This window comes from Mycobacterium kansasii ATCC 12478, from assembly GCF_000157895.3.
In the GTDB taxonomy this organism is placed as follows: Bacteria; Actinomycetota; Actinomycetes; order Mycobacteriales; family Mycobacteriaceae; genus Mycobacterium; species Mycobacterium kansasii.
This window is the reverse complement of sequence record NC_022663.1, coordinates 6,324,307-6,347,947: the sequence shown is the minus strand read 5'-3', so window position 1 is coordinate 6,347,947 and position 23,641 is coordinate 6,324,307. Positions and strand designations below refer to the sequence as shown.

Below are 23,641 nucleotides of genomic sequence, written 5' to 3'. Positions count from 1 at the left end.
GCTTCGCGACACCCGTCTACGCGGTGTTGGACGACGCACTGCCGACTGATGCTGCTAGCCGTCGCTGACGAGGTTAACGAGGAAAGCGGGTAATCGGCCTGCGCCGAAGTCATAGAACCGCGCCCACAGCGGTTCGATCGAGATGCGCACCATCTGCTGATACGTCGACCGCACGTTGCGTTCGAACTCGGCAAGTTGGGGTTCGCTCATTGACCTGCGCGCCGCCGCGAGGTACTCGTCGGTGACGCCGTCGACGGTTTCCAGCGTGGCAAGGCCACGCACCAACAGGGCCTTCGCCTCTTCCGGCGTGGAGCCGGTGTCGATGGTCACTGCGACGTGCGGGCGGGACGAAAGCGCGCGTGCTTTCGGGGAGGTCGGTGCCGTGGAGACGACGATGCGTTCGCCGGTCCAGTAGAACCCGACTGGGACGACCCGCGGGAAGCCATCGTGTCCGTTGTAGGCGAGCCGGGCCATGGAACCGGAGAGCAGCGTCTGGGCGCCGGGGTGTCCAAGCTCTCGAGTCAACTCCTGCTTGTTCATCACAGACGTAGTCCTACCCGTTCCGGCCCGGGCTCGACACCTGCGAACGTCCGCCCGTTGGCCCACCCACCGAAAGGGGACACCTCCCCAGACCTCCGCGGTGCACCGTTAACCCGCGTCGGCCCTATCTTGCTATTGCCCGGCGACTTTGGCGACCATTTTGTCGGCTAACTGGCGACCTTCACTGGCGATGTGGTATCCGCACGCATTGACGTCGATGACGACATTGGACACCGCGCTCAGTGCATGCTGGCAGCCCCAGTTGTTACTGGCTCCTTCCTGGAGGTCGCTCAACGAGATATTCGGGGGCCTGCCGTTGAGGCTCGTAAAGGACCACCTGAAGGTTTCGCCCTTGCTGTTTGTGACGGTGACCGTCCGGTTGGCGCAATTCTTCCACTTGTCGGCCGAATTCTGCACGAATCGAGTGGCGTCGTCGCCGGACGCAAAAGTCACCGCCGCCTGGTTGACCCAGTGCGCATGGAAACGGCCCGGCTCAGACAAGACTTGGGCTCTCACCGCGGTCTGGCCGCTGCCCGCATACGCCGGACCCTGCATCGCATAAAGGGCCCCTTGGCAGTCGGGGTTCGACAGGGTTATGGGTGTGGGGTCCAGCTGCTCGTACGAATCGATCAGTTGAATGGTCGAAGCGCCCATGGTCACGTTGACGGCGTCCGCGCTGAGCAGAATGCCGTTCAGTTGTTCGGGCGTCGTCAGGGTCGGCGGCGGCGACGTGCTCGGAGGCGGGGCCGCCGTCGTCGTCGGTGGCGCAGCACTTTGGCCCGGCTTCGCCCCGTGCCGATTTGTCAGCAGCACGGTAATCATCACCACCACCAGGATCACGGCAACGCCGGCCACGCCGATGGCCACGGCCGGCCATCGGATCCGCCGCGAACCGACGACCTTCTCGGCGGTCTTCCTCGGCGGCTGCTGCACGTCGTGATGGCCGGGAAAGGCCTCGATCACCGGCGGTAGCGGCGGACCGCCCGGGGCAGAAAAGTATTCCGGGAGAGGCTCTTTCGATTGTGGGCTCAAGTCGGAGTCTTCGAAGCCACCCGGTTGCGCAGTTGTCCCGCCGGGCTCAACGTCATTGGGACCCCGAAGCTGCCCCGGCGACCCGCCGGAATTCACCCCGCGAAAAGGATCAGGCTCACGTCCCGGCGATTGCGGATCCACATCGTTGGACACTTGCCATTCCTCCCACGCGCCTCATACGTCGGATGATATCGGTGCAACTCGGATCGCCACCGCGCCAGTGCCAGCCACCGGATGGGGGCGAGTCGTTTGCGCCCAGCCGCTGGAGACCGCGACAACACGCTCAGCCCGCACACCGCACGTACCGGACATGGGGCCGCAACCACCTGGTGTTCCACGCGCCCGGACGTTGCCCAATAGCCGCCGGCCGCCGGATGCCCTATTGCCCTTTGACTTTGGCCACCATTTTGTCGGCGATCTGGCCGCCTTCATCGGTGACGTGGTAGCCGCAAGCTTCGACGTCGATCACCACATTGGACACCGCACTCAGCGCATGCTGGCAGCCCCAGTTGTTACTGGATCCTTCTTGGGTGGCGTTCAGCGTGATTGCCGCGGGCATGTCCTTCAGGCTCGCAAGGGTCCACCTGGAGGTCCGGCCGTCGCTGAGTGTGACGGTGACCGTCTGGTTGGCGCAGTTCTTCCACTTGGCCGCCGAATTCTGCACAAACCGACTGGCCTCGTCGGCGGACGGAAAGGCCACCGCGGCCTGGCCGACAAAGTGTTCCCGGGCAGGCCCCAGCTCATACAGGACTTGGGCTCTCACTGAGGTCTGGCCGCTGCCCGTGTACACCGCGCCCTGCCCGACATGAAACGCCCCCTGGCAGTCCGGGTTCGACACCTTGAGGGATATGGGGTCCATCTCCTCGTACGTCTTGCTCGCTGTCATGGCTGAAGCGCGCATGATCGCGTTGATGTCAGCCTCGCTGAGCAGAATGCCGTTCAGCTGATCGGGCGTTGTCAACGTCGGCGACGGTGACGCGCTCGGGGGAATTGCTCCCGACGGCGCCGCCGGCGCAGGCCGTTGGCCTGGATTCGGCCCGCGCCGGCTGGTGATTAGCACGGTCACCACCACCGCCACCACCAAGATGACGGCGACGCCGGCCACGCCGATGGCCACCGCCGGCCACCGGATCCTCCGCGAACCGACGACCTTGTCGGCGGCCATCTTGGGCGGCTTGGGCGGCTTGGGCGACTTGGGCGACTTGGGCGGCTGCTGCACCTCGTGGTAGCCGGGAAACGCCTCGATCACCGGTGGCAATGGCGGCCCGCTCGAGTCCGAAAAGTATTCCGGGACAGGCTCTTTCGATGGCGCGCTCAGTTCGGAGTCGTCGAAGCCACCCGGTTGCGCACCTGTCCCACCGGGCTCGATGTCGTTTGTGCCCCGAGGCTGCCACGGCGACCCGCCGGAACTAACATCACGAAACGGATCAGGCTCGGGTCCCGGCGATTGCGGATTCACATCGTTGGACACTTGCCATTCCTCCCACGCACCCCATATCTCGGATGATATCGGTGCGAGTCTGGTCGACATCCGGTAACTAAGATTCGTCGATCGCCGACGAGCGTCGCCGAGGTGGACAGAGGATTTGCTCCCATTGTGGGGATTTACAGCACCCCGAAGCTGGAGGTGACCCAGCGCAGCGGATCCGTGCAGCGAAACGGGGCAATGCCGCGCACGTTCAAGCGGTTACCGTCCGGGGGCTGGCCCAGCGCCGATACCGCGAAGTAGCGATGCGGCAAAGGCGCTCCGGTGGAAGGGTGTTCGACCGCGGTGACGACCGAGCCGCCTTGCAGCCTGAGCAGTAGGCTGCGGACTTCCTCGTGGAGAAGTTGTCCGTCGGCATCGTCGTACTCTCTGTTTTCGGAGCTGTCACGCAGGTACGACGCGCCGGAGTTGGACATGACGTAGCTCCAGTCCGAGCCCTCTACGTCGCGTAGCGCCCGCAACGCGTCGAACTTCGACACGATGACCGCCAGTTTGGGCCGTCCCGTGCCGACCGCCAGCATCACGTTGCTCAGGACGGACCGCGGATCTCCGCCGGTCGACGACGGCGCCGGCAGCAAATCCTGCAGTTGATCACGAACTCCCTTGACCCGCAATGGGTCAAACATGAAAAACACGGCGTCTGCGTCGGCGAAGAACCGGAAATGCGGAGCGTAGGTATTGCCGGCCTCCAGATCCTCGCCGGCCACGTCCCGCAATACCACGAAGGTCGGCACCCCAAGCCACGCCCCGATGCTGAAAATGAGTGGTTCGCGTTGATGCGAAGCCTGTGTTCGCACGGTGGGGGTTGGTGGGATGAGCCCTCGCTGAACATACAGCGGCTGCTCATAATTGACGGCATACGCCTGGGCCGAGGCCTGGGTGGTAGGGCTCATCGACACGCTCAAGGTTTCGCAGAGCAGCTCCATCTGTTTGATCAAGACGGCGATATAGATGCTCTTACCGGTTGCCCGGGCCCCGGCCATCGCAATACACACCGCCTGACCCTGACGCCATCCCCCCGGAAGTTCGAAGTGGCAGACAGGGCAGATCTCGACGACGGGCAGTCCGTTCATCGCGGCACTGGCGTCTGCCGCCGTGTGGAGCCGACCCCTGTAGCCCGGCGGTCGCTTGGCGTCGTACACCGGCGGCGACGTGACAGCCGCGCCATAGTAAGCCGATGCGGCCGCATCCACATAACGGGGGACCCCGGCGACGCGCGGGTCCACTATCCACGCGTAATGGTCGTCGCTCAGGACCGAGAAGCAGCGCGGGCACTTCGTCACATCAAGCCCCGAACGAGTGAGATCGCGATCCGTTCCAGCACCGCCGGCTGGCTGAGCACCTCAGCGGCGGCGTCGACACCCGGGCGGGGCGGACGCAGCACCGCGCAGTCGGTTTCCAGCCGCGGATCGGTGGAGATGGCAATCACCGGAAACCGTTGCCGCAGTGTCTGTGTCGGAAAGTCGGTGCACACCACGGCGCGCGCGCCGATGCCGTCGATTGTCGACCATCGGACACCTGCGGACCATCGAGGCTCCGCGCTGCGAAGTGAATCCGCCAAGGTGCGGGCCGGTTCGGTCGGGACCGCTACGGGTTTCTCCGCGACCAACATGGCTGACACGTCCGTGATGCCGACCGCGTCGGCAACGCCAACCACGATGTCAGCCGCGGCCGAGACGCTTCCGTCGCTGAATGCCGAGCGCATCGAGGCCGAAGCGTCCACCGCGATGACGACCGCGTGGCTCGACGGCTCAGAGCGCCGCCCGACGACCTTCCGGGCGGCCGCGCGGGCAGCGGTCCCGAGCGGGTTTAACGATCGGTCGGCCAGTGCGCTGACCGCTATCTCGATGCGGGTCCCAGCCGGTGTCAACGTGGCTAGTTCGACGTCGCTGTCTCCGGATACATCGACCGGTTCGAACACCACCTGAACGGGATCCACGGCATCGGCGGTATCGGGTCCGATTCCCAGCTGGACCACGGTGTCCGGACCGAAGAAGTCGCCCCGGGCCGGTTGCACGCTGACAACAAGCGGGCCCATGACAATCGGCAGGACCGAGCGGTGCGACGAGGACCGCACCACAGGTTGATCGGCCGCGGCGTGGATATTCAACACCGCGTCGGCTACCGATCCGGTGATCGACAGGGCCAGTGCCTGACCGGGGATCGTCACGCTTCGGGTGCGCTCACTCATCAGATAGATGGGCATCAGTGACTCCACTGCGAGGGTGCCGCCATGGGATCCAGGTCGTTGGACTGACCGTGGAGCGCGTCGAGCACCATCTCGCGAAAACATCGCAGCGACGCGGCGTCCGTCGCTGCGCTGATTTGGCCCATCACGTGCACGACGTCGTTGACCTCGTCGGCGTCCCAGGGGAACGTCGCCGCGATGCGGGCGGCCAACCGCCGCAACAGCGGCTCTATCGGATCGGTCCCGGCGGGGTGCAGCAGGCTGACCGCGAGAGCCGCCTTGGCGGAGATCACGTTGGTCTCCGCCAAGGCGAATACTTGCTCGGTCACCTCGGTTTGCAGGCTCGGATCGGTCAGCAGCCCGGCGCACACCCGGGGACACGGCGTGCCGAAAATGGCACCAACGACCGCCAGGACAAGCAGCCGGCGCGCGAAGTCGTGGTGAACGCGGTCCGGTCCGACCGCCTCAACCGCTTCGTCCCACCTGGGGGTATAGGCGCGCTGGTATGTCATGACGTAGCCGCGCGCGACCCAGTCTTGCGGTTCATAAAGCCGTACCACCGCGCACGCAACCCCTAGTTCGTCCCTGTTTTCGGTAACGACCCTGGCGGCGAGCTCGAACATTTCCGGTGAGTCGGCCGCCCCGACCAGGTCGGCAATCAGTTCTCGAGTCGCAGGCCGACGCTCGAGCGTCCGGTCTTCGGTCTGATCCGGCTTCGCCGATGGCAAACCGTTGATACGGCGCCACCACGTCTCCGCTTGCCGATCTCGGTCGGTTTCGGGGCCGAGTCGGTGCGTCCGCGCGGCACGCACCGCCGCCCGGGTCCAATTCTGATCCCACCGCCGGGCTTCGGTGAGCTGCTCTGCAGACGGCGCCGTCACCCCGTCACTGAGCCAATCCAGCACGGCATCGTCGAGTTGGGCTGCGAAATGATCCGGCGGTTCGCCCTGCGCCATCATCACGGATGCCACAGCCAAGCGACAGTCAATGCTGATCCGCCCACCGAGCCCGAGCATCAGGCGCCGGGCTTGCCGCGGGTCCCGCAGCGCCGGCAGGACGTGTTCCTGGAACACCCTGGACAGGTCGTAGTCGATTCCCACCCGGAAGAGGATGTCGGCGACTCGTAGCACTCGGTCCGGTCCCCGATCACCGGCCGCCCGCAGCGCTGAGGGAATCGCCTCCAACAGTTCGGCCGGAACCGCCCGGCCGTGATAGCCAGTCCGGCCCAGCGGGATCGGGCCCGGCCGGTCTAGCCACCGGTCGTCGCAGATGGCGCGCGACAGGTACAGTGCGTCGGCGATCTGCGCCGTCAGGCCGTCGGGCATCCGCCGTGCCGCCTCCAGCGCCTCGGCGGTGCCCGTTCCGGCCGAGGAACGCACTACGTCGCTAATCGTCTGCACGATTGCGGGATCAATGACCGGGCTGGATGGCGAGTGTTGCGTGATCACAGACCGGGCTTCGTCAGCCGCGTCGACGAATCGCTCCCGGGTAGCGATGGACATCGCCATCGGCCACGCCGGGTGCAGGCCGCAATCGTTTACCCCGGCGGCGAACATGTCAATGTCGTTGAGCACCAGCCGCATTGAGTCGGGGTCCAGCATGGCTACCTGCGCCATGGCCGACCAAGCGGTGACCTCGATCGGCTGTGCGGCCGCGGTCCGGTGCGGTTGGCCGCCGAATTCTCCCAGCGAAAGGGTGTCGGTCTCGTCGATTGTCACGGCCGCCGCAGGGGCCATCGGGAGGTCATCGCGTGGGATCGCGGTGAGATGTTGACCGATCCGCACGGCGTGCTCGAGCTGATCGGCGCGATCGAAGGTGGAGAAGTTCAGCGACCGTGCAGTTCCCGGAGACATCAGGAAGCTGATCAAACCGATCCACTGTGCGGCGGTTTCGTCCGACTCCGCACCCAGCACGACCGGCGGGCCGCCCTCGATCGCGGCTGCGACTGCATCCATCAACCCGAACAATGTTGTCAGTCGCCACGTGCTGGTGTCGTAGGCGAAATTGACCACGCTGCGGCGTGTCACGGTGTCGCCCGGCCCCGGTGGTTCTGCGGGCAGCTCTGCCCCAGCCACGGCCGCACCACCATAGGGACAAAGCCAGCGTTGCGAACGCCACAGCTCGATAGGCCGATACGAGCCCTGCGCTTTGCCAGCTTCCCGATCCAGCATCGCGTGCACGAACACGTTGCCGGGCCGGCCGGTGTGGTCGCTTCCCGCCGGCACCGTGTGCCAATAGCAGGCTGTGTTGCGGTTGATGCGGCGATACGCCAACCGGTGCGGAATGCGTTGCAGCTGCGCGGCTGTCGGGAATGCCGGTAGTGGCTTTACCGGATTCAGCACAGTGTGCACACCGGCCACCAGGAGCGCTTCTTCTGCCTCGTCGAGGTCGCCGCCGGTTTGCTTGACTCTCCAGCCGCCGGCCGAGCCCGAAGCATCGAACGACGTGTAGCTCAGTTGTCCGTACCGGGCCGTCATGACGACGTCCGGGTCAGCCGAAGCGCATCGACCGGGGGATCCAGCAGCGCCAGCCGCTGCAGCCGTTTCGGATCGCCGACGTCGGCGAAAAGCCGTACCCACCCCTGCCGGCCTCTGACGTCGCCAACGAAAACCTGGGAAGTGCCGTCGCTTCGCAGCACCGGCCATTTGAATTGCTTTGCGGGTCGCGCCGCCACCTCACCCTGGTCGTTCAGCGGCGCCACGTCGAGCGGCTCACCGTCGGTGATGCTCAACGGGATTCGTTGGGCGTTGTTGACCAACACGAACGGGGGCGAACCGATGACGTCGTCGGTCTCGGCGCGAATCAGCAGTGCGGCGGTGAGTGGGTTGCCGGCGGGATCCCGCGATATCTTCACCGAGTACCACAGCCGTAGCAGACCGACGTATTGCAAGCTGGTGATAGCGCCCTGGATGCGGCGACCGGCCGAGAATGCCACCGGCGCCAGGTGCAGCGAACAGCCACCCGGGGGTAGCTCGTTCTTAGGGAACTGGTGTCCCCCGAACTTGTGGTAGTCCTCGAACGAGACCTCGTAGTGCCGCCCGCTGAGTCCCAATTGCGGGTCGTAGTCCTTGGGGGCCAGGTAGATCGACACCGCTGCCGCGCCGGCTGGCCAGGCGAAGGTCAGCACCTGCTTGCTGCAGTACTCGGTGAGCTGGACGTCGGTGATCGACCCGGTGCGAACCGTTGAAATGCTCTTGCCCAACCGCGCCCTGCCGTCCAGGACGGTCACGGGGGTGAAGTAGGCACGACTCCACTCGCTGGGCCAGGGCACGCCGGCTATCACCGACCGCAGGCGGCCGTCGCTGTCACGGCGCTCGGATATCGGATAGTTCAGCCGCGATGCCGGACGCAGCCCAGCTAGCTCGAGTGCGCTTTCAGGCAGCTGGGCCGATTCGGCTGCCTCCGGCAGGTCCTGGGTCCGGAAGATCAAGACACGGCCTGCCGGCGGCGAGGTCCAGCTGAGGTCGAGCACCGCGCCGTCGTCGTGGGGGCTTAGCGACAAGTCGTCGACCGGCGCCGGCATGGCAGAGACCTGCACCTCCGCTTGCACGGGGTCCGACAGGCGCTCCACTCCGTCGACGCTCACCTTGCAGCGCGCCCGATATATATAACGCCGCCCGGGTTCCGCGTCGGTATCGACAAACCCGTCGAGGTTGTCGCTGTCGGCGAGGATCTGGTACGGCATCTCGTCGGCTGCGCTTTCCTCCGCCGGGATCCGGTAGAGGTGCACGGCGCTCACCCGCGGGAAGACCGTCCATTGGCCGATCACGCGGCCGGAATCCTGGGTCAGAACGACATTGTCGACCGGGCTGGGCCGTGCGCCTGCGGCATGCAAAACCGGTTGAGCGGCAAGCGCTTCCGCGCGTGATGCACCGGTGTTCACCCACACCTGGAAGCGGCGTACGGCGCTAATCGGCGGTCGGCTGTCGTGTGCTGACGTAGTCGTGGTCACCGCGACCAGTTGCGCCCGATCCGGAGAGTACGGTTCGTTCTCCTCGCTGCTGACCACCCGGTACACCGTGCAGGAGTCCGATTCTGCTTTCCCGGATTGATAGGGTGGCCACGTAATTTCGAGGGCCTGCTGGCCACTGGCAGGGTCGGCGACCGGGCGGACCACAATCTCATGCGGCTCGGCAGTCTGCTTGCGAAAGATGAACGGCGCGAAGCTATCCGGAGTGCCTTCGCGGTACAGCGCTGAATCAGCTTCTGGCACCGACTCTCTCGTCGCAACCCGGCCGGTATCGGCGGTGCGCGCCGGCCCGGTCGTCTCGGCGGTCAGTTCGTCGAGGACGCGCGCCATGTCCTCGGCATACTCCGCCACCGAGCCGGGCAACATCGCGCGGATCTCGTCGACGTCGCGGCGCCCGGACCGCAGCACCATCCGCACATGCGCTTCCTTGAAGGTGTGCGGTGACACCGCGCCGGAAGAGATGAGCTGCTGGCGCCACCGCAACAGAGCCGGCAGGCGGGGATCGCTGTCGAGTGCGTTCGGATTAGGCATCTCTAGAAGACCAGTTTTCCAGAACCGGGCGGTTCTTCGTGATCGGTCGCCGCGTCGGGGCTGGTGGCCATGCTGGTGCGTGGCGCGAAGACCGCGAAATCGTAGGGCTGCAGGCCGTCGCTGGCCTGCACCACCACAGCGCGGTAGCCCAGACCGCGGCGCGTCATGACGGATTCGTCCAACACCGCTGCGGAACGACCGGCGGTGACGGCGGTGTCGGTGAACAGTGAGCCGGCAAACGGCGCGGCACGCTCCGGGCGGTGGTCGGTGACCCCGGTGCTGAACTCGGCCTCGGGCACTGTCCGGTCGGCCGCCGGCACAAACACCGCACGGGTGAGGGTGTCGCCGACCGGGCCCGCCGATTCGCTGAGCATCTGCTCCACCCGCTGCCACAGCGCATCGGCACCTCTGGCCTGCACCTGGCCGGACGCGACCGCGCTGGACCACTGGTCCAGCGGCGATCCGGTTCCGGCGCCGGGCATGACGAACAGCGCCGCGGGAGCCTCGCGCAGCTGCTTTCCTGCCTCCGCCAGCAGGTCCTCCCACGGCCGGGTGAGCCAGCCCACCGAGTACAACCGCTGCTCAATCCAATCGATAGCAGTCTGCGTGTCATCGGAACTCGGCATCGCGATACCCAGGCACGTCGACCGCGGCAATCCGTCGATCAGCTGCCCGGGCGCCGGGCCCGGGGCCGCAGCTGCACCGAACGGTGCCCGCAGCACCGCGCCCAACACCCGGGTCCACGCCAGCAGTTGCCCGTATGCGCCCGACAGCCGGCTGAGATCCTGCACCGCCGAGCGCAGATTGGTATGCATCGCGTCCAACCGACTGAGTTGCGACTGGCGCAGATTCATCTCGGCGAACAGGTCGCGCTGGGTGAGCAGGAACAACGCCAGCGCGATCACCAGATACACCGCCAGCAGCACCCCGCCGGTGACAATCGCGAACGTCCACCCGACCGCGCCCAACGCGGCCACCCCGACCAACAACGCCAGCCCACCGAAAACGCCCCAGCCGAACGTCTTGAGGATCAGTCCAATCGTGTGCTGGCGCTGGCTTAGCCGCTCCTCGACGTCGTCCCGGTTGGTGGTGCCGCGGATCTGTTGCACCAGGCCGGCGACCTCGCTGCGGGCCCGTTGCAGGTAGTCGACGAGGATCGAGCCGGCCTGCCACGCAAAGCTTTTCGACACCGTCTGCAACCAGTCGTCCAGGCTTGCCGCGGCGCGGCGGGCCTCGACTCCCGCGGCCGGGTCACCGTAGAGGCGCTGCAGGCGGTCTCGCAGCGCAGCCGCCTCCAGCAAATCGGTTGCCTCCACCGCGCTCATCCCGGCGACAGCCGCCAACGACCCCGGGATGGCGGCGAACCGGTCGGCGGCACTCGGTACGACATCTGAACAGTTGCGGACCACTCCGACAGCGGCGCCCACGCGCACCGGCTCCAGGTTGGTGGACCGCCGGCCGCCGTCGGCCAGGGTGAGGGCGACGCTGACGAAATCGGTCCACAGGCGGCTCAGATCCTGGTGCGCAAGGTGTTTGCCGCCAGCAGGTTCGGCCAGCGCGTCACCCAGGGTGTCGGCGCTTCGCCCCAGGTCTTGCCAGCTGGCCGGCTCGGCGCCCGCGACCACGTCGTACGCCGATCCCGAGCGGCCGAACACCGCATTCTGCACCGTGGTGGCGACCACCGACGACACCGAGCCCAGCGCCGAGGCAATCCATGCCGACGGCGCCCGCCACAGCGCCGAGCCCATGAAGGAGAGAAACATCCTGAGGGCGATCCCCATCGAAATCCGTTGGGCTCCTTCGCCGCCGACGGACAGTCTCGGACCGCGCAGCACGTCGCGATGCTTGGTCCACAGCGCCCGGGCCATCGACTGTGTCGCCGTTGCCACGTCGTCGATGAAGACGACCGGCACGCGGTCGGCGCGGGGCAACGGAAGGCGACCGGTGGAATCGAACAGCTGCGCCCGCAAGCGCTCCTCGACGTCTGCGCTGTCGAGTTGACGGTAGAAGGCGCGCACGGCGCGGATGGTGAGCCCCGGCAGGATCGCGGCCGCGTCGAACGGCGTCCGGTCGATGTCCGCCCACAGGCCGGTGACACCGGCGACCACCGGTGCGACATAACGCGCCACAAGCAGGGGATCCGTGAGCCGGTCCAGGGTTGCGGCAGCCAATTCCGGACCCGACGGGTCCTCCGGCGCGACAAGAAGGTTGTGCCATCCTTCCAGCACAAGCGACGGGTCGGCGGGAACCGTTGCGGCCGCGCCGGCGGTGTAGAGCAGCCGCAGCAGGGTGATCGGCGCACCGATCGCGCTGGACCGCACGACCTGCTCCACCTGCAGCTCGACGGCCAGTGGTATCCGAGCTTCGAGAGGTGCTTCCGCCGGCACCAGAACCGCCAGCCGGACCCGGTCATACCTTCGCGCAGTCAAGATCTGCTGCAGCACAACGGGACTCATCTGACCATCGGTCACCAGAGTGGCGGGCAGCGAACTCGCCGTGCCGGATGGTGCATCCACCCAGGCGAAGCTGCGCAGCAATCCGACAGCAGAATAGTCCGCGAGCACCGCGAGGATGTCTTCGGACTGCGCGTGCGGAGCCAGCACCACGGTAAGGGCGGTCATCGCTAGAAGGTTCCGCCGTCCGGTATCACGACCTGCTCCCCCTCGTCGAAAGTCACCGCAGCGGTTGGGGATTTGCCGTCGACAGCCGTCGCCTTCACCTGGCGGACCAACTTGATCAGCATCTCGGCGGCCCAGAAGACGTCAGGCGCCAGGTCGCGGAAAATCGGCGTCTTGGAGGCCTTCGAGCGGGTCGCGATCCTGGCGAAGGCCCCTGCATTCACCGCTCTTGACGTGCCCGGCGGCAGATATTCGGCGGCGGTGTCCCGGACGGTTGCCAGCCACTCCTCGGCGGCCATGGCCCGATCGGTTGGGGTTTCGGCGGCGGTGATGGCTTTGATCCGGGATACGACGTCCGGGGTCGACCACCCATTGAGGATGAAATCGCGGAGCAGACCAACCCCGGAAAGCTGGACGATGCCGCCGGCAGGGTCTTGCGAATTAGCGTCATAGAGCCCGCGCAGCACCTGATACGGGCGCAGGGAGCGCATCACCGGCGGATCTTGCGATTGCGCGATCGCCAGCAGTACCCCCTCCAGCACCGCCGGCAGCCAGTCGTAGGAGGCCGTGAAGTTCGACGGCGGGGTCAACAGCGGGCTGGGAAAACTCAGCCACTGCTCGGCATCGCCGTCATAAACCCGGACCGGCTCTATGTAAGGGGATTCGGGTATCTGGATCCGCCCGATGATCTGGCCGAGCAGCCAGCCGGCGGTCATGGTACGCCGTTCGGCGTCACCCATCGGTAGCGACGCCTGCAGCGGCCGGGAACGACGATACCGCCAGAACTGCATGCGGCCTGGACCGGCGACCTCGGCCCACTGCTGGGCGGGTGGCCGCAGCACCGAGTCGAAGACCAGCGGTGAGTAGTTCGGGTAGGAGCCGAAGATGTCGATGTGGGTGACGCCGTCATCGTCGGTGAGCGCGCGCGCGAAGTTGTCCTTGCTGGCCTGGTCGACGCGCGGGTTCGAACGCAGCGTGTCGGCCAGCGCCATCCCCACCGGCTGGCCCGCGAACGGGATCTCGGAAAACTTGTAGCGGTATTCGACCTGCTGGCCGGGATGCACGCGGGTGAGCGCCTGGTCGCTCACGCTGGCCAACGGGCGCGCCAGCGACAGGGCCTCGGCGAACTTGGTGGCAATGTCGTGGCGGCGTGCGGTTAATTCGGATTCCGGGGCTCCGGCCCCCTGGACATAGTCGCGCAGCGACACCCGGCAGAACTCGTCGAATGCCTCACCGGGTCGCTCCACGTACAGCCGTGCCCGCGCGAGCAACTCGGCGGGGCGGGTGTGCACATCGAACTGGGCCACCGACGGCACCCGTGAGCGCCCGGTGTCCGGATCGGAACCGAGCGCACGGGTGACCCAATTCGCGCTGCGCTCCAACAAACCGCCGGGCGCGACCATGCCGCCGGTGGTTTGCCACTCACCGAGAATCACCCGTGTGGTGGCTTCCCCGACCGCGGCCCGGAACGGCACCAGTGTGTGGCCGGCCGCGATCACTTTGACGAGATCGCTCTCGTAGCGCTGCTTGAAGGCCGACGAACTGATCAGCAGGACCTCGTTGTTGGCCTCGGCGAACCGGGACGGGACGAACTCGTCGGCATCGGCCGGCCACGCCGCGTACTGGTCAGTGGCAAGGCGGGCCAGACCGACATCGGACGGCGGCTCGGCCTGCGCGTTCTCCAGCAGGATCAGCGCTTCAGAGAGCGCGTCGCGCAGCGGGACGAGTAGCTCGCCACCGATCACGGCGAACACATCTGCCAGCCGCGCCGCAGCGGTGGCATAGACCTGTCGGCGCACGGCACCGCGGAAGCCGTCCAATGTCGTGGCGAGCACCTGGTCGGCGTTGGTGATCACGCCGCGCAGCGACGCCAGCGCCGTGTCGACGTTGGGGGGCAGCGCGACGACGTCGGGTGACCCCATCGAACCGAGCTGGCCCATGGGCGCGGTGAGCACGTCGTCGATGTGGCGGCGCAGCTGGTCGACCAGCGCCCGGGCGTACGGCAGGCCGAAGTCGGCGATCGCGTTGCCGACGACGTCGTCGAGCCGGTCGGCGAAGGCCCGTTGCCAGCCGAAGGCCAGGCGGTAGCCGGCGTCGGAACAGGCGTGTGCCAGCGCATCACGACGGTTGGTGATCGCCTGCCGGAAGACGGGAACCCACTGAGCGGCGGTCATTCCTTCCGGGCTGGGCAGGTGGCTGCGGAGTTGACGATCAATGACGGTATTGACGACGGGGGCTACCGACTGGGCTGGGAACGCCACGTTGGCCACCCAGTTTCCGAGTGCGTTGATGTCCTCGCTGCCGGCGGCGGCCAGCAATCCGAGCTCGTTACAGATCGCCGCCCATTGGCTGGTCAGCAACGACTCCAGCTGCTCGTTGCTGGACGCCGGATTACCCGGCTGCATGTGACCGGACACCAATTTGTCAGCGCAGCTGCGGGCCAGTCGCTGCGCGGCGTATTCGGCGTAGCGGTCGCGACCCATCCTGAGGCTGGAAAACCCGTATGTCCCCCACGGCAGCGGATCCCACACCGAGTTGCCCCACCCCAACAGGTCCCGATCACCGGCCGGCGAGGCGGTGTTGCCCAGGTCGTAGGAGACGAACTGGTCGCTGGCCGTGCCGCTCATCATTAAACCGGCCAGGCCGCGGGCCAGTCCCCGGTACACCGCGAACGGTGAGCCGTCCCCGAACAGGGTGCGGTCGGCGCCGACATAGCGGCCGACCGGGAAGACCCGTGCGAACGGGATCGGCTCGCCCTCACCGTGTTGCTGTCCGAGCGCCCGAAGGATCCGTACGTCGTGCTCCCTGGCCGCGCCGGACTGGCTGGCGACGATCTCACCCAGCATGGCCAGCGAGTTGGCCCGAACGCCGGTCCGGGCGCTCTCCGGCAGCGAATCGAAAATGTCAGGCGTGACCAGGAACAAGCCCATCAACCTCGGGTCCAGCCCGGAGACCAGCGTCAACAACCGGCACACATCCAAGGCCATCGACGCGCCGGCGCCGCCGGCCATCGACGACACCACGAGCACCAGCGGCGGCTGATGCGGGTCGAATTGACCGATGCCCGGGACCTGCGCCGTCGACATCGCAGAAATGGTCTCCACGCGAAATAGCTGATCCCAGGCGGCTTGCAGCCGAGACCGGATCTCGCCGGCCTTGCTCAGGACGATCATCCGCCCGATCGCGCGGTACTGTCCGGCACCTGTCGAGATCGGATTGGTCACTTCCTCCGGGTGGCGCGGCGCCCAGGTGGCGATGGTATCCAGCGCAGCATTGGCGGCCAGGCGCTGCGAAAGCGCCGCGTCCAGGATCGCGTAGCTGCTGCCCTGCGGGCCGCAGCCGATGTAGGTGCCGCCCTGCGCTGGAACGTTGCTCAGCCCCTCCGGTCCGTCCTCAGCCCCGCTGGGCACATCGATGACGACGAATTGCCAACCGGGCAGCAGGCTCTCGATACCGGCCGCGTGCAGTTCGGAGCGCAGCTGGTCCATCATGTAGGCCAACGTCGCGCCGCCCGAGCCGCCACAACCAACAATCAGGAATCGTCGCATGAGGCTCCTTCGTCGAATGGGTCGAAAGGCCGGGGATCATAGCCGCCCGGCCGCGCGGTGTGTTCTGCCGTGGTGAACGGGTCCGGTGCGGGCGCGGCCGCCCCGGTGGAGGCGGACGGTGATCCGGGCTCGCCGTCGGTGGACGCGACCAGTCCGGCGTCGGCCGCCCGTTGCCGCAAAGCTGTCAGCAGCTCGGGTAGGCGTCGGCCGACATCGTCGTAGAGTCGCTGACGCACGGCGGTGTCGGTTCGCCCGCCCACGAGCAGCAGCACCTCGGCCGCATTCGGTGGACCACCGGGATCGTGCAACACCACCCATTTGTTGTGCACGGCAAGGGGAAGCACCGCCTTCAGACCGGTGCGATCCGTGCCGGGAAGTGCCGAGCCCACGCTGACCCTGCCGTCGGCATCGACGATGACGTGCCCGGTGCCGAAGGGGCTTCGTCCAACGGTCGCGCTCAAGGTAACCCCCAGCACACTCAGCTTTCGGGCACCTCCGGCCAGCCCCGGTACCAGCCTGAGCAGGTCGGTGTCGGCCATGTCGAACGGCGAGCCGTTGCGGACCACGGTGTCGGAGTCGGGGTCCACCTCGACCGGTATCCGCTCGGCCAGCATCGGCTCGCCGGGAATCTTGGCCGCATACCACTTGCCGGCATACAACAGCGCCAGCGGAATGCCCGGACCCAGCAGCAACGCGGCCAGAAACACCAGCACGAAGTTGGTCTTGCTGAGCGGCTTGGTCAGCGACGCGACGAACGGGACGTCGACGACCTGCGCGTCGCTCGGGTTGGCCAGGGGCGAAATATGAACCGGCACAGTCCCACTCAGGCCGCCGCGGCCGTCCCGGTCGGTGCGCAACGTGACCGGCAGCCGGGCGGTCTCACCCGCAGCTACCTTCAGACAGGTTTGCGGCGCATCGGCCGAGGAGGTGATGCGGGTGGTCCCGATGCCCTCGGGGGCGGCGATGATGTTGTCCTTGTCGGAAGCGGCGATCCAGACGCATCCCGGCCCGGTGATGGCGAGTGAGCCGGTCGCGCCCCTGGCGCCCACCACGGTGCCAAAGTCGATCCGGCCTGCCGGGGTGGGTAGCCCCAACTTGGGCAGAATCTGGATCGACATCGCGACGTCTTGGGGCGAGAGCGTGGTTCCCGGGGCTATCTGGGCGCCGCTGCGATCGGTCGCCGCAGCGGTGGTGATGGTCAACGACATCCGCAGGGTCGCATGACCCGGCTTGACGGTGGTCAGGTCGGCGTTGACGGGTTTGCCGATGTCGGTCTTGGGCACCGACACCAGCAGCGGAATCGGTTGAGCACCATCAGGTTCCAGCACCGCCGACAGCGTCGCAGTGCCTGCCAGGTCGCCGGGCTTGACCGGATTGCCTTGCCCGTCGGCCAAACCGAAGGTCAGGCCCTTGACGGCTTGTCCGCTGCGCCAGGCGACCTTCGCGGCGTCGACGAGGACCGGAAATATGTCGGTGATGATGTGAATGCTGACCCGCGACACCGCGTCCGGGTGTTGCCCGGTGGTGTCGACGTAGACGATCGCCCACTTCCCCGGCCAGTCGGGACTGCCGGTATTGCGGATCGTGATGGTTTGCGACGACTCCGAAAGCCATTCGTATTCGACTGGGGTGCCAGCGATTTCGGTGCTGACCGGGCCTGACCTGTTCGGCAACTCGACCTTCTGCCCGGCGGGCGAAATCAGGTACGGGACGATGCCGGGCGTGCCGCCGGAGCCCAGGATCTTCACCGACTTGATCGACCGGTCCAGCACGAAGTCGTGGCGGGCCTCCTGGCAAACCTGCAACTCGCACACCGGGCCTTTGCGCTGGGGTACACCGGGCTCGGGATTGAGCGAATCGAAGGCAAACAGCATGTCGTCGATGTTGGACACCCGGTAAAAATCGCCGGGAGCGGGTTCAGTGATGTTGCCGCAGGGCATTCCGTTGAGGCCCCGCCCGGTGCTGATCGCCGACATGACGTCGAACTGGGACGCGCGGGCGGCGTCACCGAGTCCCACACCTAACATCACGATGCCGCGGGAGCGCAGTTGGTCGGCAAGCCCACCCGGCCGGCAGATCGATTCGGTGGCGAGCCGAATCGTTTCGGCCACGCCGTTCGCACTATTCAGGGGAACCCCTTCGGCGTACGGCTTGGTCAGCGGCCGCGCCGTGAAATCGATCTTGCTGTCGGAGAACCATGCGATCGCCTGGCAGCGGTCGGCGCCGCCGACACCGCTGCCGCGGGAGGCCAGCGCCTGGCGCGCGCCGTCGAGAGCGAGCCAGTAGTCGGTGTCGATCCCGGTGTTTTTCGACGCCAGGGTCGACAGCGCATCGCCCACGTGCTGGGCGGTGGCACCGGTCAGCGGCGTCCAATCCTGTTCGGAGACATAGCTTTCGGCAAACCCGGCGATGGCGACGTCGAGCTTGGCCTGGATACGGTCGGCGTAACGACCCAATGTTTGCACCAGGTACTTGGCCGCCTGCACGCGCGCAGCTTTGCCGTCGGTGTCTTGCAGGCTGCTTGACTCGTCGACCAGGATCAGCAACTCACCCTGTTTCTGTGCGGCCAGGCAGGCACCGTAGCGGGCCACCCCATTGTCGGGCCCGGTGTCGGGTTGCGCCTGGGCTGTCGGCAGGAGCGATCCCCACAACATAAGGGCACCAGCCAGCGCAGCAACCGCTGTGATGCGGCCCGGGATACCGCCCAGCGCTCTTCCCGGGGTTGCGGGGCGTCGGCCTAGTTGGTTGACGATCATCATCAGGTCGTCCTACAGCCTGCCCGCCCAGATCGCGATATGCCAGGCGCCGACGGCGATACCGAGAAGACACACTCCCAGGACCGCCCAGTACAGGGTTGCGACCCACCGTGGCGCCGAATACACCGCGTTGGCCCGGCGTTGGGTGTCCACCCGGGTGAACTCGGCCAGCACCCCGATCGCCACCGGACCGGCCAGCAGCCACCCGGAAAACGCGGCCGGCAACGAAGTGCCCCACAGCATTCCGATCACAACCCCGGCGACCGCAAGCCCGAGCGCGAGCGCGAAAAGCGCTACGGGTGGACGCGCGACCACCAGCGCGGCTTCCCCCAGCCCGGGATCGGAACCGCCGAAAGCGTCGCCGGCAACTGGACGGGCCTGGTCGAAGGCCTGGTCGGCGAACGGGTCAAAACCGGTGTCGAATGGACGGTTCGTTTCCCGCCCAGCGGATTGACGAGGTGCCGGGGTGCTACGCGGCTGCGACGGGGGGGCCGAGGGGGCGCCGAAATCGCTGAAGTCAAACGGATCCGCTGGCGCCATTTCAGCTGGAACCCCTAGGTGCGGCTGAGGTGCCAAAACCTTGCCAGCAGTCGGTCTGCATCATCTCCATTCCCTCTGTCTGCGGTCCGCGGGCACCGATCAGTACAGGTTCAAGCACACGGCGAATGCGCGGTCCGGAGGCGCAGCGATGTATGTCGACTTGCACTCGTACTGATTGTTTACCCGAGCGGTGACCACGTACACACCTTGGCGGTGCTCGCAGTCGACCTTGAACAGATCAAGCTCGTCCGCCTGGGTTCCTCGGCGCTGAATTTCCACACAGGTGCCCACTGCGGCCTGGCTGAGATCGATCTTCACGCGTGGCCGGATGGACGGCGGCACCGTCACGATCGACGTCGACGTTGACGTCGACGCCGGCAGCGACGGTGCACTGGTCGGCGTGGCCGCGTTCCGACTCGACGGCGAGCGACTAGTCGATGCCACCCAGATCGCCCCGGCCAAGAGCACCGCACACATCAGGTACCCGGTTACCAGTCCCAGGATGGCCGCTAACCGCCCGCGCTCGCCCGTGCGGCGAATTCGGGGCAATGCCAGATGCCCCAGCACGACGGCCGCCGGGGGCATCGGGACGGCCAGGATCGCTGACAGCACCGCAAACGTGTCTAAGCTCGCCTTTTGGACGGGTGGGGTGGGGAACGCACTTCCTCCCACCTGCCACGGATCGCCGCCAGGCTGCGGGTAGCTGACCGCGGGCGGCCCGCCGCTCGTACCGAACTGATCAGCAGAATCCTGGCGAAACGGATCCCCAGAGTGGTTCACCGACGCAGTCTATCGGTCCGGTGCCCCCGTCGGCCCCGGTTACCAGATTCCTTCAACGACGTGAAACGGCGACACCATTCACAGCTTCTTCCAGGCAAATACGCTCGCCGGGTCATCCACGGAAATTGGAGACGCACGCGAAGAGGGTCTCGTCGGCGTTGACCAGTGCGTAGCCGGGGCACTGGCTCCTCTGTGTGGCGATCTTGTCGACCCGAAACACTCCGTCGCGAACCTCGCACGGCACGGAGTAGAACAGGCTTATCTGCGTTTGATCGGGGTTCGTCGGGTCGGGATAGAGGTGCTGTATCTCCACGCAGTCGCCGACCCGCATGTCCTCAACCGGGAACGTTGGCCGCGTTGTCGACGGCGCGGTGACGATGCTGGTGACGATGCTCGTCGACGGGGTGGCTGTGGTCGGCGTGGTGGTCGGGGTGGTTGTCCCTCCTGGCGAAGGGCCTCTACCGCCGCCCATGACCAGCCACACCACCAGGGCGACCGCCGCGAACAGGATGAACGCATACGACAGCGTCAGGCCGATCAGCGCGCGGTCACGCCCTCGTTCGCCACTGCGAGAGATCCGCGCCAGCGCAACATGGCCCAGCACAACCCCTGCCGGGGCGAAGAAAAACGCGAACACTATCGACAGTGTGGCCAGCGTGTTGACCTCGCCTTGGCGGCGTCTGCGCGGTTCGGGCGCCCCGGGGACCGGGCCGTCACCACCGAATGAGCCGGCGTCAAAGGAGCCGGCGCCGAACGGGTCCCCCGAGCCCCCGCCGTATCCGCCCGAGGTCATGTGCGCCTTCCCGGCACGACCGTAAGCACCGCTCTAGATTGCACCATCTTGCGGCTCCGGGTCACCCATATTGCTGACAACCGGTCGGTGAGAGGTTGCGGGCAATGATCAGGGGTATTGACTGTCGCTCTATGTACCACAGATGTACCATGACTGCGGTATCGTAATGGTATGCGTACTACCATTGACAAGGCCGGGCGTTTGGTGATCCCGAAGTCGCTTCGCGAGCAGTCGGGCATTACTGCGGGAGAGGTCGAGATCTCGGTCGAGGGGGCTGCTATCCGTATTGAAAGTCCGGCGGTTGACGAGCTCGTCGAACTGGACGGTCTTCTCCTGCTACCCGGGGGTGGGCCGGAGCTCGACGACGACGCGGTCAGGGAGTTACGGCTTGGCGATCAACGCTGAACATGTGCTTGTTGATACCAGCGCGGCACTCGCATTGGCGCAGCGGGAGAACCCATTTCACCGTGCGGCAAGAGCTAGGCTGCTGTCCTGTCGCCGGGGGATGTCTGGGCATGCTGCGGTGGAGCTGTTGTCGGTCCTGACCCGGTTGCCGCCGCCACAGCGCCTTAGTCCGGCTGCGGCATTGCGGCTAGAGGTGACGAATTTTCCGGATTCTCGCTTTCTGTCGGCAACTGACACTGCCGACCTGTTGCAGGAGTTCGTCCAGGCGGGCTTGGCCGGTGGCGCACTCTACGACGGTCTGGTCGGCGCCGCTGCCCGCGAGCACAAGTTGCCGCTCATCACCTGCGATAGGCGTGCGGAGCCCACGTATCGGGTGCTCGGCGTTACTTACGAGCTCCTCTTGCCGCACGGCGGGGCGACGTAGGTGACAGTGGCCCCAAACCGCCGGATCGGAGGTCGCCTGAACTCACCGATCCACAGGTCTTGAAAATATCCCGGAGACTGCACCCACCGACGACACGACCAGAGACCTCTTGCCGCGCCGGCGTCGTGCCGATACCCGAAACCGAAAGCCAGGCGGTCGCGCACGAGTGGCAGCGAATGCGGCCGTATGGCAGGTCGTGAGGGTGGTCATCAACAGCTGCCCCGGATGAGGGTATGGCAAGTCTCGTTGGGCCTCATGGGGTCTCATGGCTTCTCATCGAGGACCGCGAATCCCGGGTTTCCCTCTGCCGACCAGGTTCTCACCACTACGATCCGAGATAGCGGCATGTGAAAGGAAAGGCAAGTGTCCAACGATGTCGATCCGCACAGGCCGGGAGACCAGCCTCAGCCGGTGAACGAGGTGATATCCCACGGGTCGCCGACGCAGCATCAGGGTACAACCGGCGTCGAGCCCAGCGAGGCAACCGCACCAACGGGGAGTTTCGACGAAGTCGACTCGAGTTCACAACAAGCAGAGCCCCCGCGGGATGGGTTTGTTACCGCGAGCGGACCGCCGTTACCGCCGGTGATCGAGGCCTTCCCCGGCTACCACGATGTACCGAAGGCCTCGACGCCGGCATGGGTTACCGGTTCTCCGCCGGCTGCGGCGAGGCGGAAGAAGCGCAGCCAGCCCTGGATCCTCCTCGCCGCGACGATGGCGATGGCAGTGTTGATAGTCGTCGGTGTCATCGGTTACCGGATGATCCAGAACAACACCGCCGCTAAACCGCCTGCGGCCGCCGAACCGCCTCCGGCCGCCGTGCTCGAGGGCACCTACCGGGTAGACATCGACTGGGCCAAGCAGACCGAAAATGGCGCTCCCGCATCATCTTCCGACAAGACGAACAGCAGTTCTTGGTGGGCATTTCGCTCATTTTGCTCGTCCACGGGGTGCGTTGCCAGCGGCACCGTGCTGGACGACACGAACCACCAAGTGGCGGCTACACCCCCGCGCACAGCCGAATTCCATTTTGTCAACGGCCAATGGCAGCGCACACCCGTTACGAGTCAATATCCGCGTAAGCGGTGCCTGGGCGCAGACGGGAAAATCGGCCCGGGCACCGAGACCCAAATCATTTCGTGGTCCGCGGAGCCGCAGCCTGACAGATCCCTTCGAGGCCTTTGGACCAATACCGTCTTAACCGATGAATGCGGCTTCATAGGCACGGTCTGGCAGGCTCCGCTGGTGGCGGTGCGGACAGGCGATCTACCGCCCGCCGTTACGGTGGCCGATCCGGCGACCATTACCGTCACACCACTGACCAGCAGCCCGGTTCCACCGGTTGCGGGTGCGACTCCGGTACTCGACGGCACCTTCAGCGTGGAGTATGACTGGTCGAAGCAGACGGTGAACGGCAAGCAGACGATTGGTGACATGGCGCCCAGTGTCGACTGGTGGGCCTTTCGTTCGTTGTGCACATCGGCTGGATGCGTCGCCACAGGTGCCCAACTGGCCCAGGAAAACCACCAAGCGCCAGTAGGCGGCGGTATGGTGCTCCGTTTTGTCGATGGTCGCTGGGAACAGACACCTCACCTTGGGCCCGGCCAGGGCTGCCCCGGAGGAACGAACCCGCAAGTCGCCACCAGTGAGACCTTCGTGTGGTCATTAGAGCCGCAGCCTGACGGCACGCTTCGAGGCATCCAGACCGACACCGCTATGAGCGACGAATGCGGCAATCGCGGATATGTCTATCGAACCCCGCTGTTGGCGACACGCAAAGGCGATGTGCCCGCGGCGGTGGTCCTCGCCGATCCGTCATTGTTCCAGCTGCCACCTGCGCCGCCCAGCACCAGCCCCCACCCGTAGAAAATTGGTCGGACCAACCCGATCGAGTCGACCTTCACGACGCCGGCGGGTCACCAAAGGCCCCGGCTTCCGCACTGCCCGGGATGGCGTTCAAACTCATCGAGTCCGCCCCCCACCATTGGACAGTGGTCGACGCCCACCTCGTCGGACGATGGCGACGAGGC

16 protein-coding genes are annotated in these 23,641 nt (G+C 66.3%); 3 read left to right on the top strand and 13 right to left on the bottom strand.

Annotation, left to right across the window (positions count from 1 at the left end; translation table 11 throughout):
• Window positions 1-54 precede the first annotated feature (54 nt).
• From MKAN_RS27410 to MKAN_RS33155, 13 genes are all read right to left on the bottom strand, one after another.
• A complete protein-coding gene (locus MKAN_RS27410; RefSeq protein ID WP_023373965.1) occupies window positions 55-540 on the bottom strand; it encodes a pyridoxamine 5'-phosphate oxidase family protein in 486 nt (161 codons plus the stop codon).
• 132 nt (window positions 541-672) lie between these two features.
• A complete protein-coding gene (locus tag MKAN_RS27405; protein WP_133163500.1) occupies window positions 673-1,725 on the bottom strand; it encodes a sensor domain-containing protein in 1,053 nt (350 codons plus the stop codon).
• A 226-nt stretch (window positions 1,726-1,951) separates the two neighbouring features.
• Window positions 1,952-3,043 carry a sensor domain-containing protein gene (locus MKAN_RS27400; protein WP_160937774.1) on the bottom strand — a complete coding sequence of 364 codons (1,092 nt, stop codon included), beginning with the start codon at window positions 3,041-3,043 and terminating at the stop codon, window positions 1,952-1,954.
• Window positions 3,044-3,177: 134 nt separating this feature from the next.
• Window positions 3,178-4,341 (bottom strand): hypothetical protein, encoded by a 1,164-nt coding sequence (locus MKAN_RS27395; protein ID WP_023373959.1) that lies wholly within the window; start codon window positions 4,339-4,341, stop codon window positions 3,178-3,180.
• On the bottom strand, window positions 4,338-5,264 hold the full coding sequence (locus MKAN_RS27390) for a hypothetical protein (RefSeq protein WP_036394287.1): 927 nt from the start codon (window positions 5,262-5,264) through the stop codon (window positions 4,338-4,340). The genes MKAN_RS27395 and MKAN_RS27390 overlap by 4 nt, the downstream gene beginning before the upstream one ends.
• Window positions 5,264-7,723 carry a GAP1-N2 domain-containing protein gene (locus tag MKAN_RS27385; protein ID WP_023373955.1) on the bottom strand — a complete coding sequence of 820 codons (2,460 nt, stop codon included), beginning with the start codon at window positions 7,721-7,723 and terminating at the stop codon, window positions 5,264-5,266. The genes MKAN_RS27390 and MKAN_RS27385 overlap by 1 nt, the downstream gene beginning before the upstream one ends.
• The gene (locus tag MKAN_RS27380; protein ID WP_023373953.1) at window positions 7,720-9,747 is read right to left on the bottom strand and encodes a SaeA-related protein; all 2,028 of its coding nucleotides are present in this window, start codon (window positions 9,745-9,747) and stop codon (window positions 7,720-7,722) included. The genes MKAN_RS27385 and MKAN_RS27380 overlap by 4 nt, the downstream gene beginning before the upstream one ends.
• Window positions 9,748-9,749: 2 nt before the next feature.
• Window positions 9,750-12,368, bottom strand: coding sequence for a hypothetical protein (locus MKAN_RS27375; protein ID WP_023373951.1), 2,619 nt, complete (start codon window positions 12,366-12,368; stop codon window positions 9,750-9,752).
• Window positions 12,369-12,370: 2 nt separating this feature from the next.
• On the bottom strand, window positions 12,371-15,913 hold the full coding sequence (locus tag MKAN_RS27370) for a tubulin-like doman-containing protein (protein ID WP_023373949.1): 3,543 nt from the start codon (window positions 15,911-15,913) through the stop codon (window positions 12,371-12,373).
• Window positions 15,898-18,672, bottom strand: coding sequence for a vWA domain-containing protein (locus tag MKAN_RS27365; RefSeq protein ID WP_225722820.1), 2,775 nt, complete (start codon window positions 18,670-18,672; stop codon window positions 15,898-15,900). The genes MKAN_RS27370 and MKAN_RS27365 overlap by 16 nt, the downstream gene beginning before the upstream one ends.
• A gap of 9 nt (window positions 18,673-18,681) precedes the next feature.
• Window positions 18,682-19,209 (bottom strand): hypothetical protein, encoded by a 528-nt coding sequence (locus tag MKAN_RS28995; protein ID WP_023373945.1) that lies wholly within the window; start codon window positions 19,207-19,209, stop codon window positions 18,682-18,684.
• A gap of 99 nt (window positions 19,210-19,308) precedes the next feature.
• Complete coding sequence (locus MKAN_RS30120; RefSeq protein ID WP_080692188.1) at window positions 19,309-19,989, bottom strand: DUF4190 domain-containing protein; 681 nt, start codon at window positions 19,987-19,989, stop codon at window positions 19,309-19,311.
• A 112-nt stretch (window positions 19,990-20,101) separates the two neighbouring features.
• Entirely contained in the window at window positions 20,102-20,782 is a 681-nt protein-coding gene (locus MKAN_RS33155) for a DUF4190 domain-containing protein (protein WP_023373939.1), read from the bottom strand.
• A gap of 171 nt (window positions 20,783-20,953) precedes the next feature.
• Here MKAN_RS33155 and MKAN_RS27340 point away from each other — a divergent pair, with 171 nt between their 5' ends.
• From MKAN_RS27340 to MKAN_RS28990, 3 genes are all read left to right on the top strand, one after another.
• Entirely contained in the window at window positions 20,954-21,187 is a 234-nt protein-coding gene (locus tag MKAN_RS27340) for an AbrB/MazE/SpoVT family DNA-binding domain-containing protein (protein ID WP_023373937.1), read from the top strand.
• A complete protein-coding gene (locus MKAN_RS27335) occupies window positions 21,129-21,611 on the top strand; it encodes a type II toxin-antitoxin system VapC family toxin (protein WP_023373935.1) in 483 nt (160 codons plus the stop codon). Before MKAN_RS27340 ends, MKAN_RS27335 begins: the two co-directional genes overlap by 59 nt.
• A 411-nt stretch (window positions 21,612-22,022) precedes the next feature.
• Window positions 22,023-23,477, top strand: a complete 1,455-nt coding sequence (locus MKAN_RS28990; protein WP_023373933.1) for an Rv2253/PknI dimerization domain-containing protein — start codon at window positions 22,023-22,025, stop codon at window positions 23,475-23,477.
• Window positions 23,478-23,641: the final 164 nt, after the last annotated feature.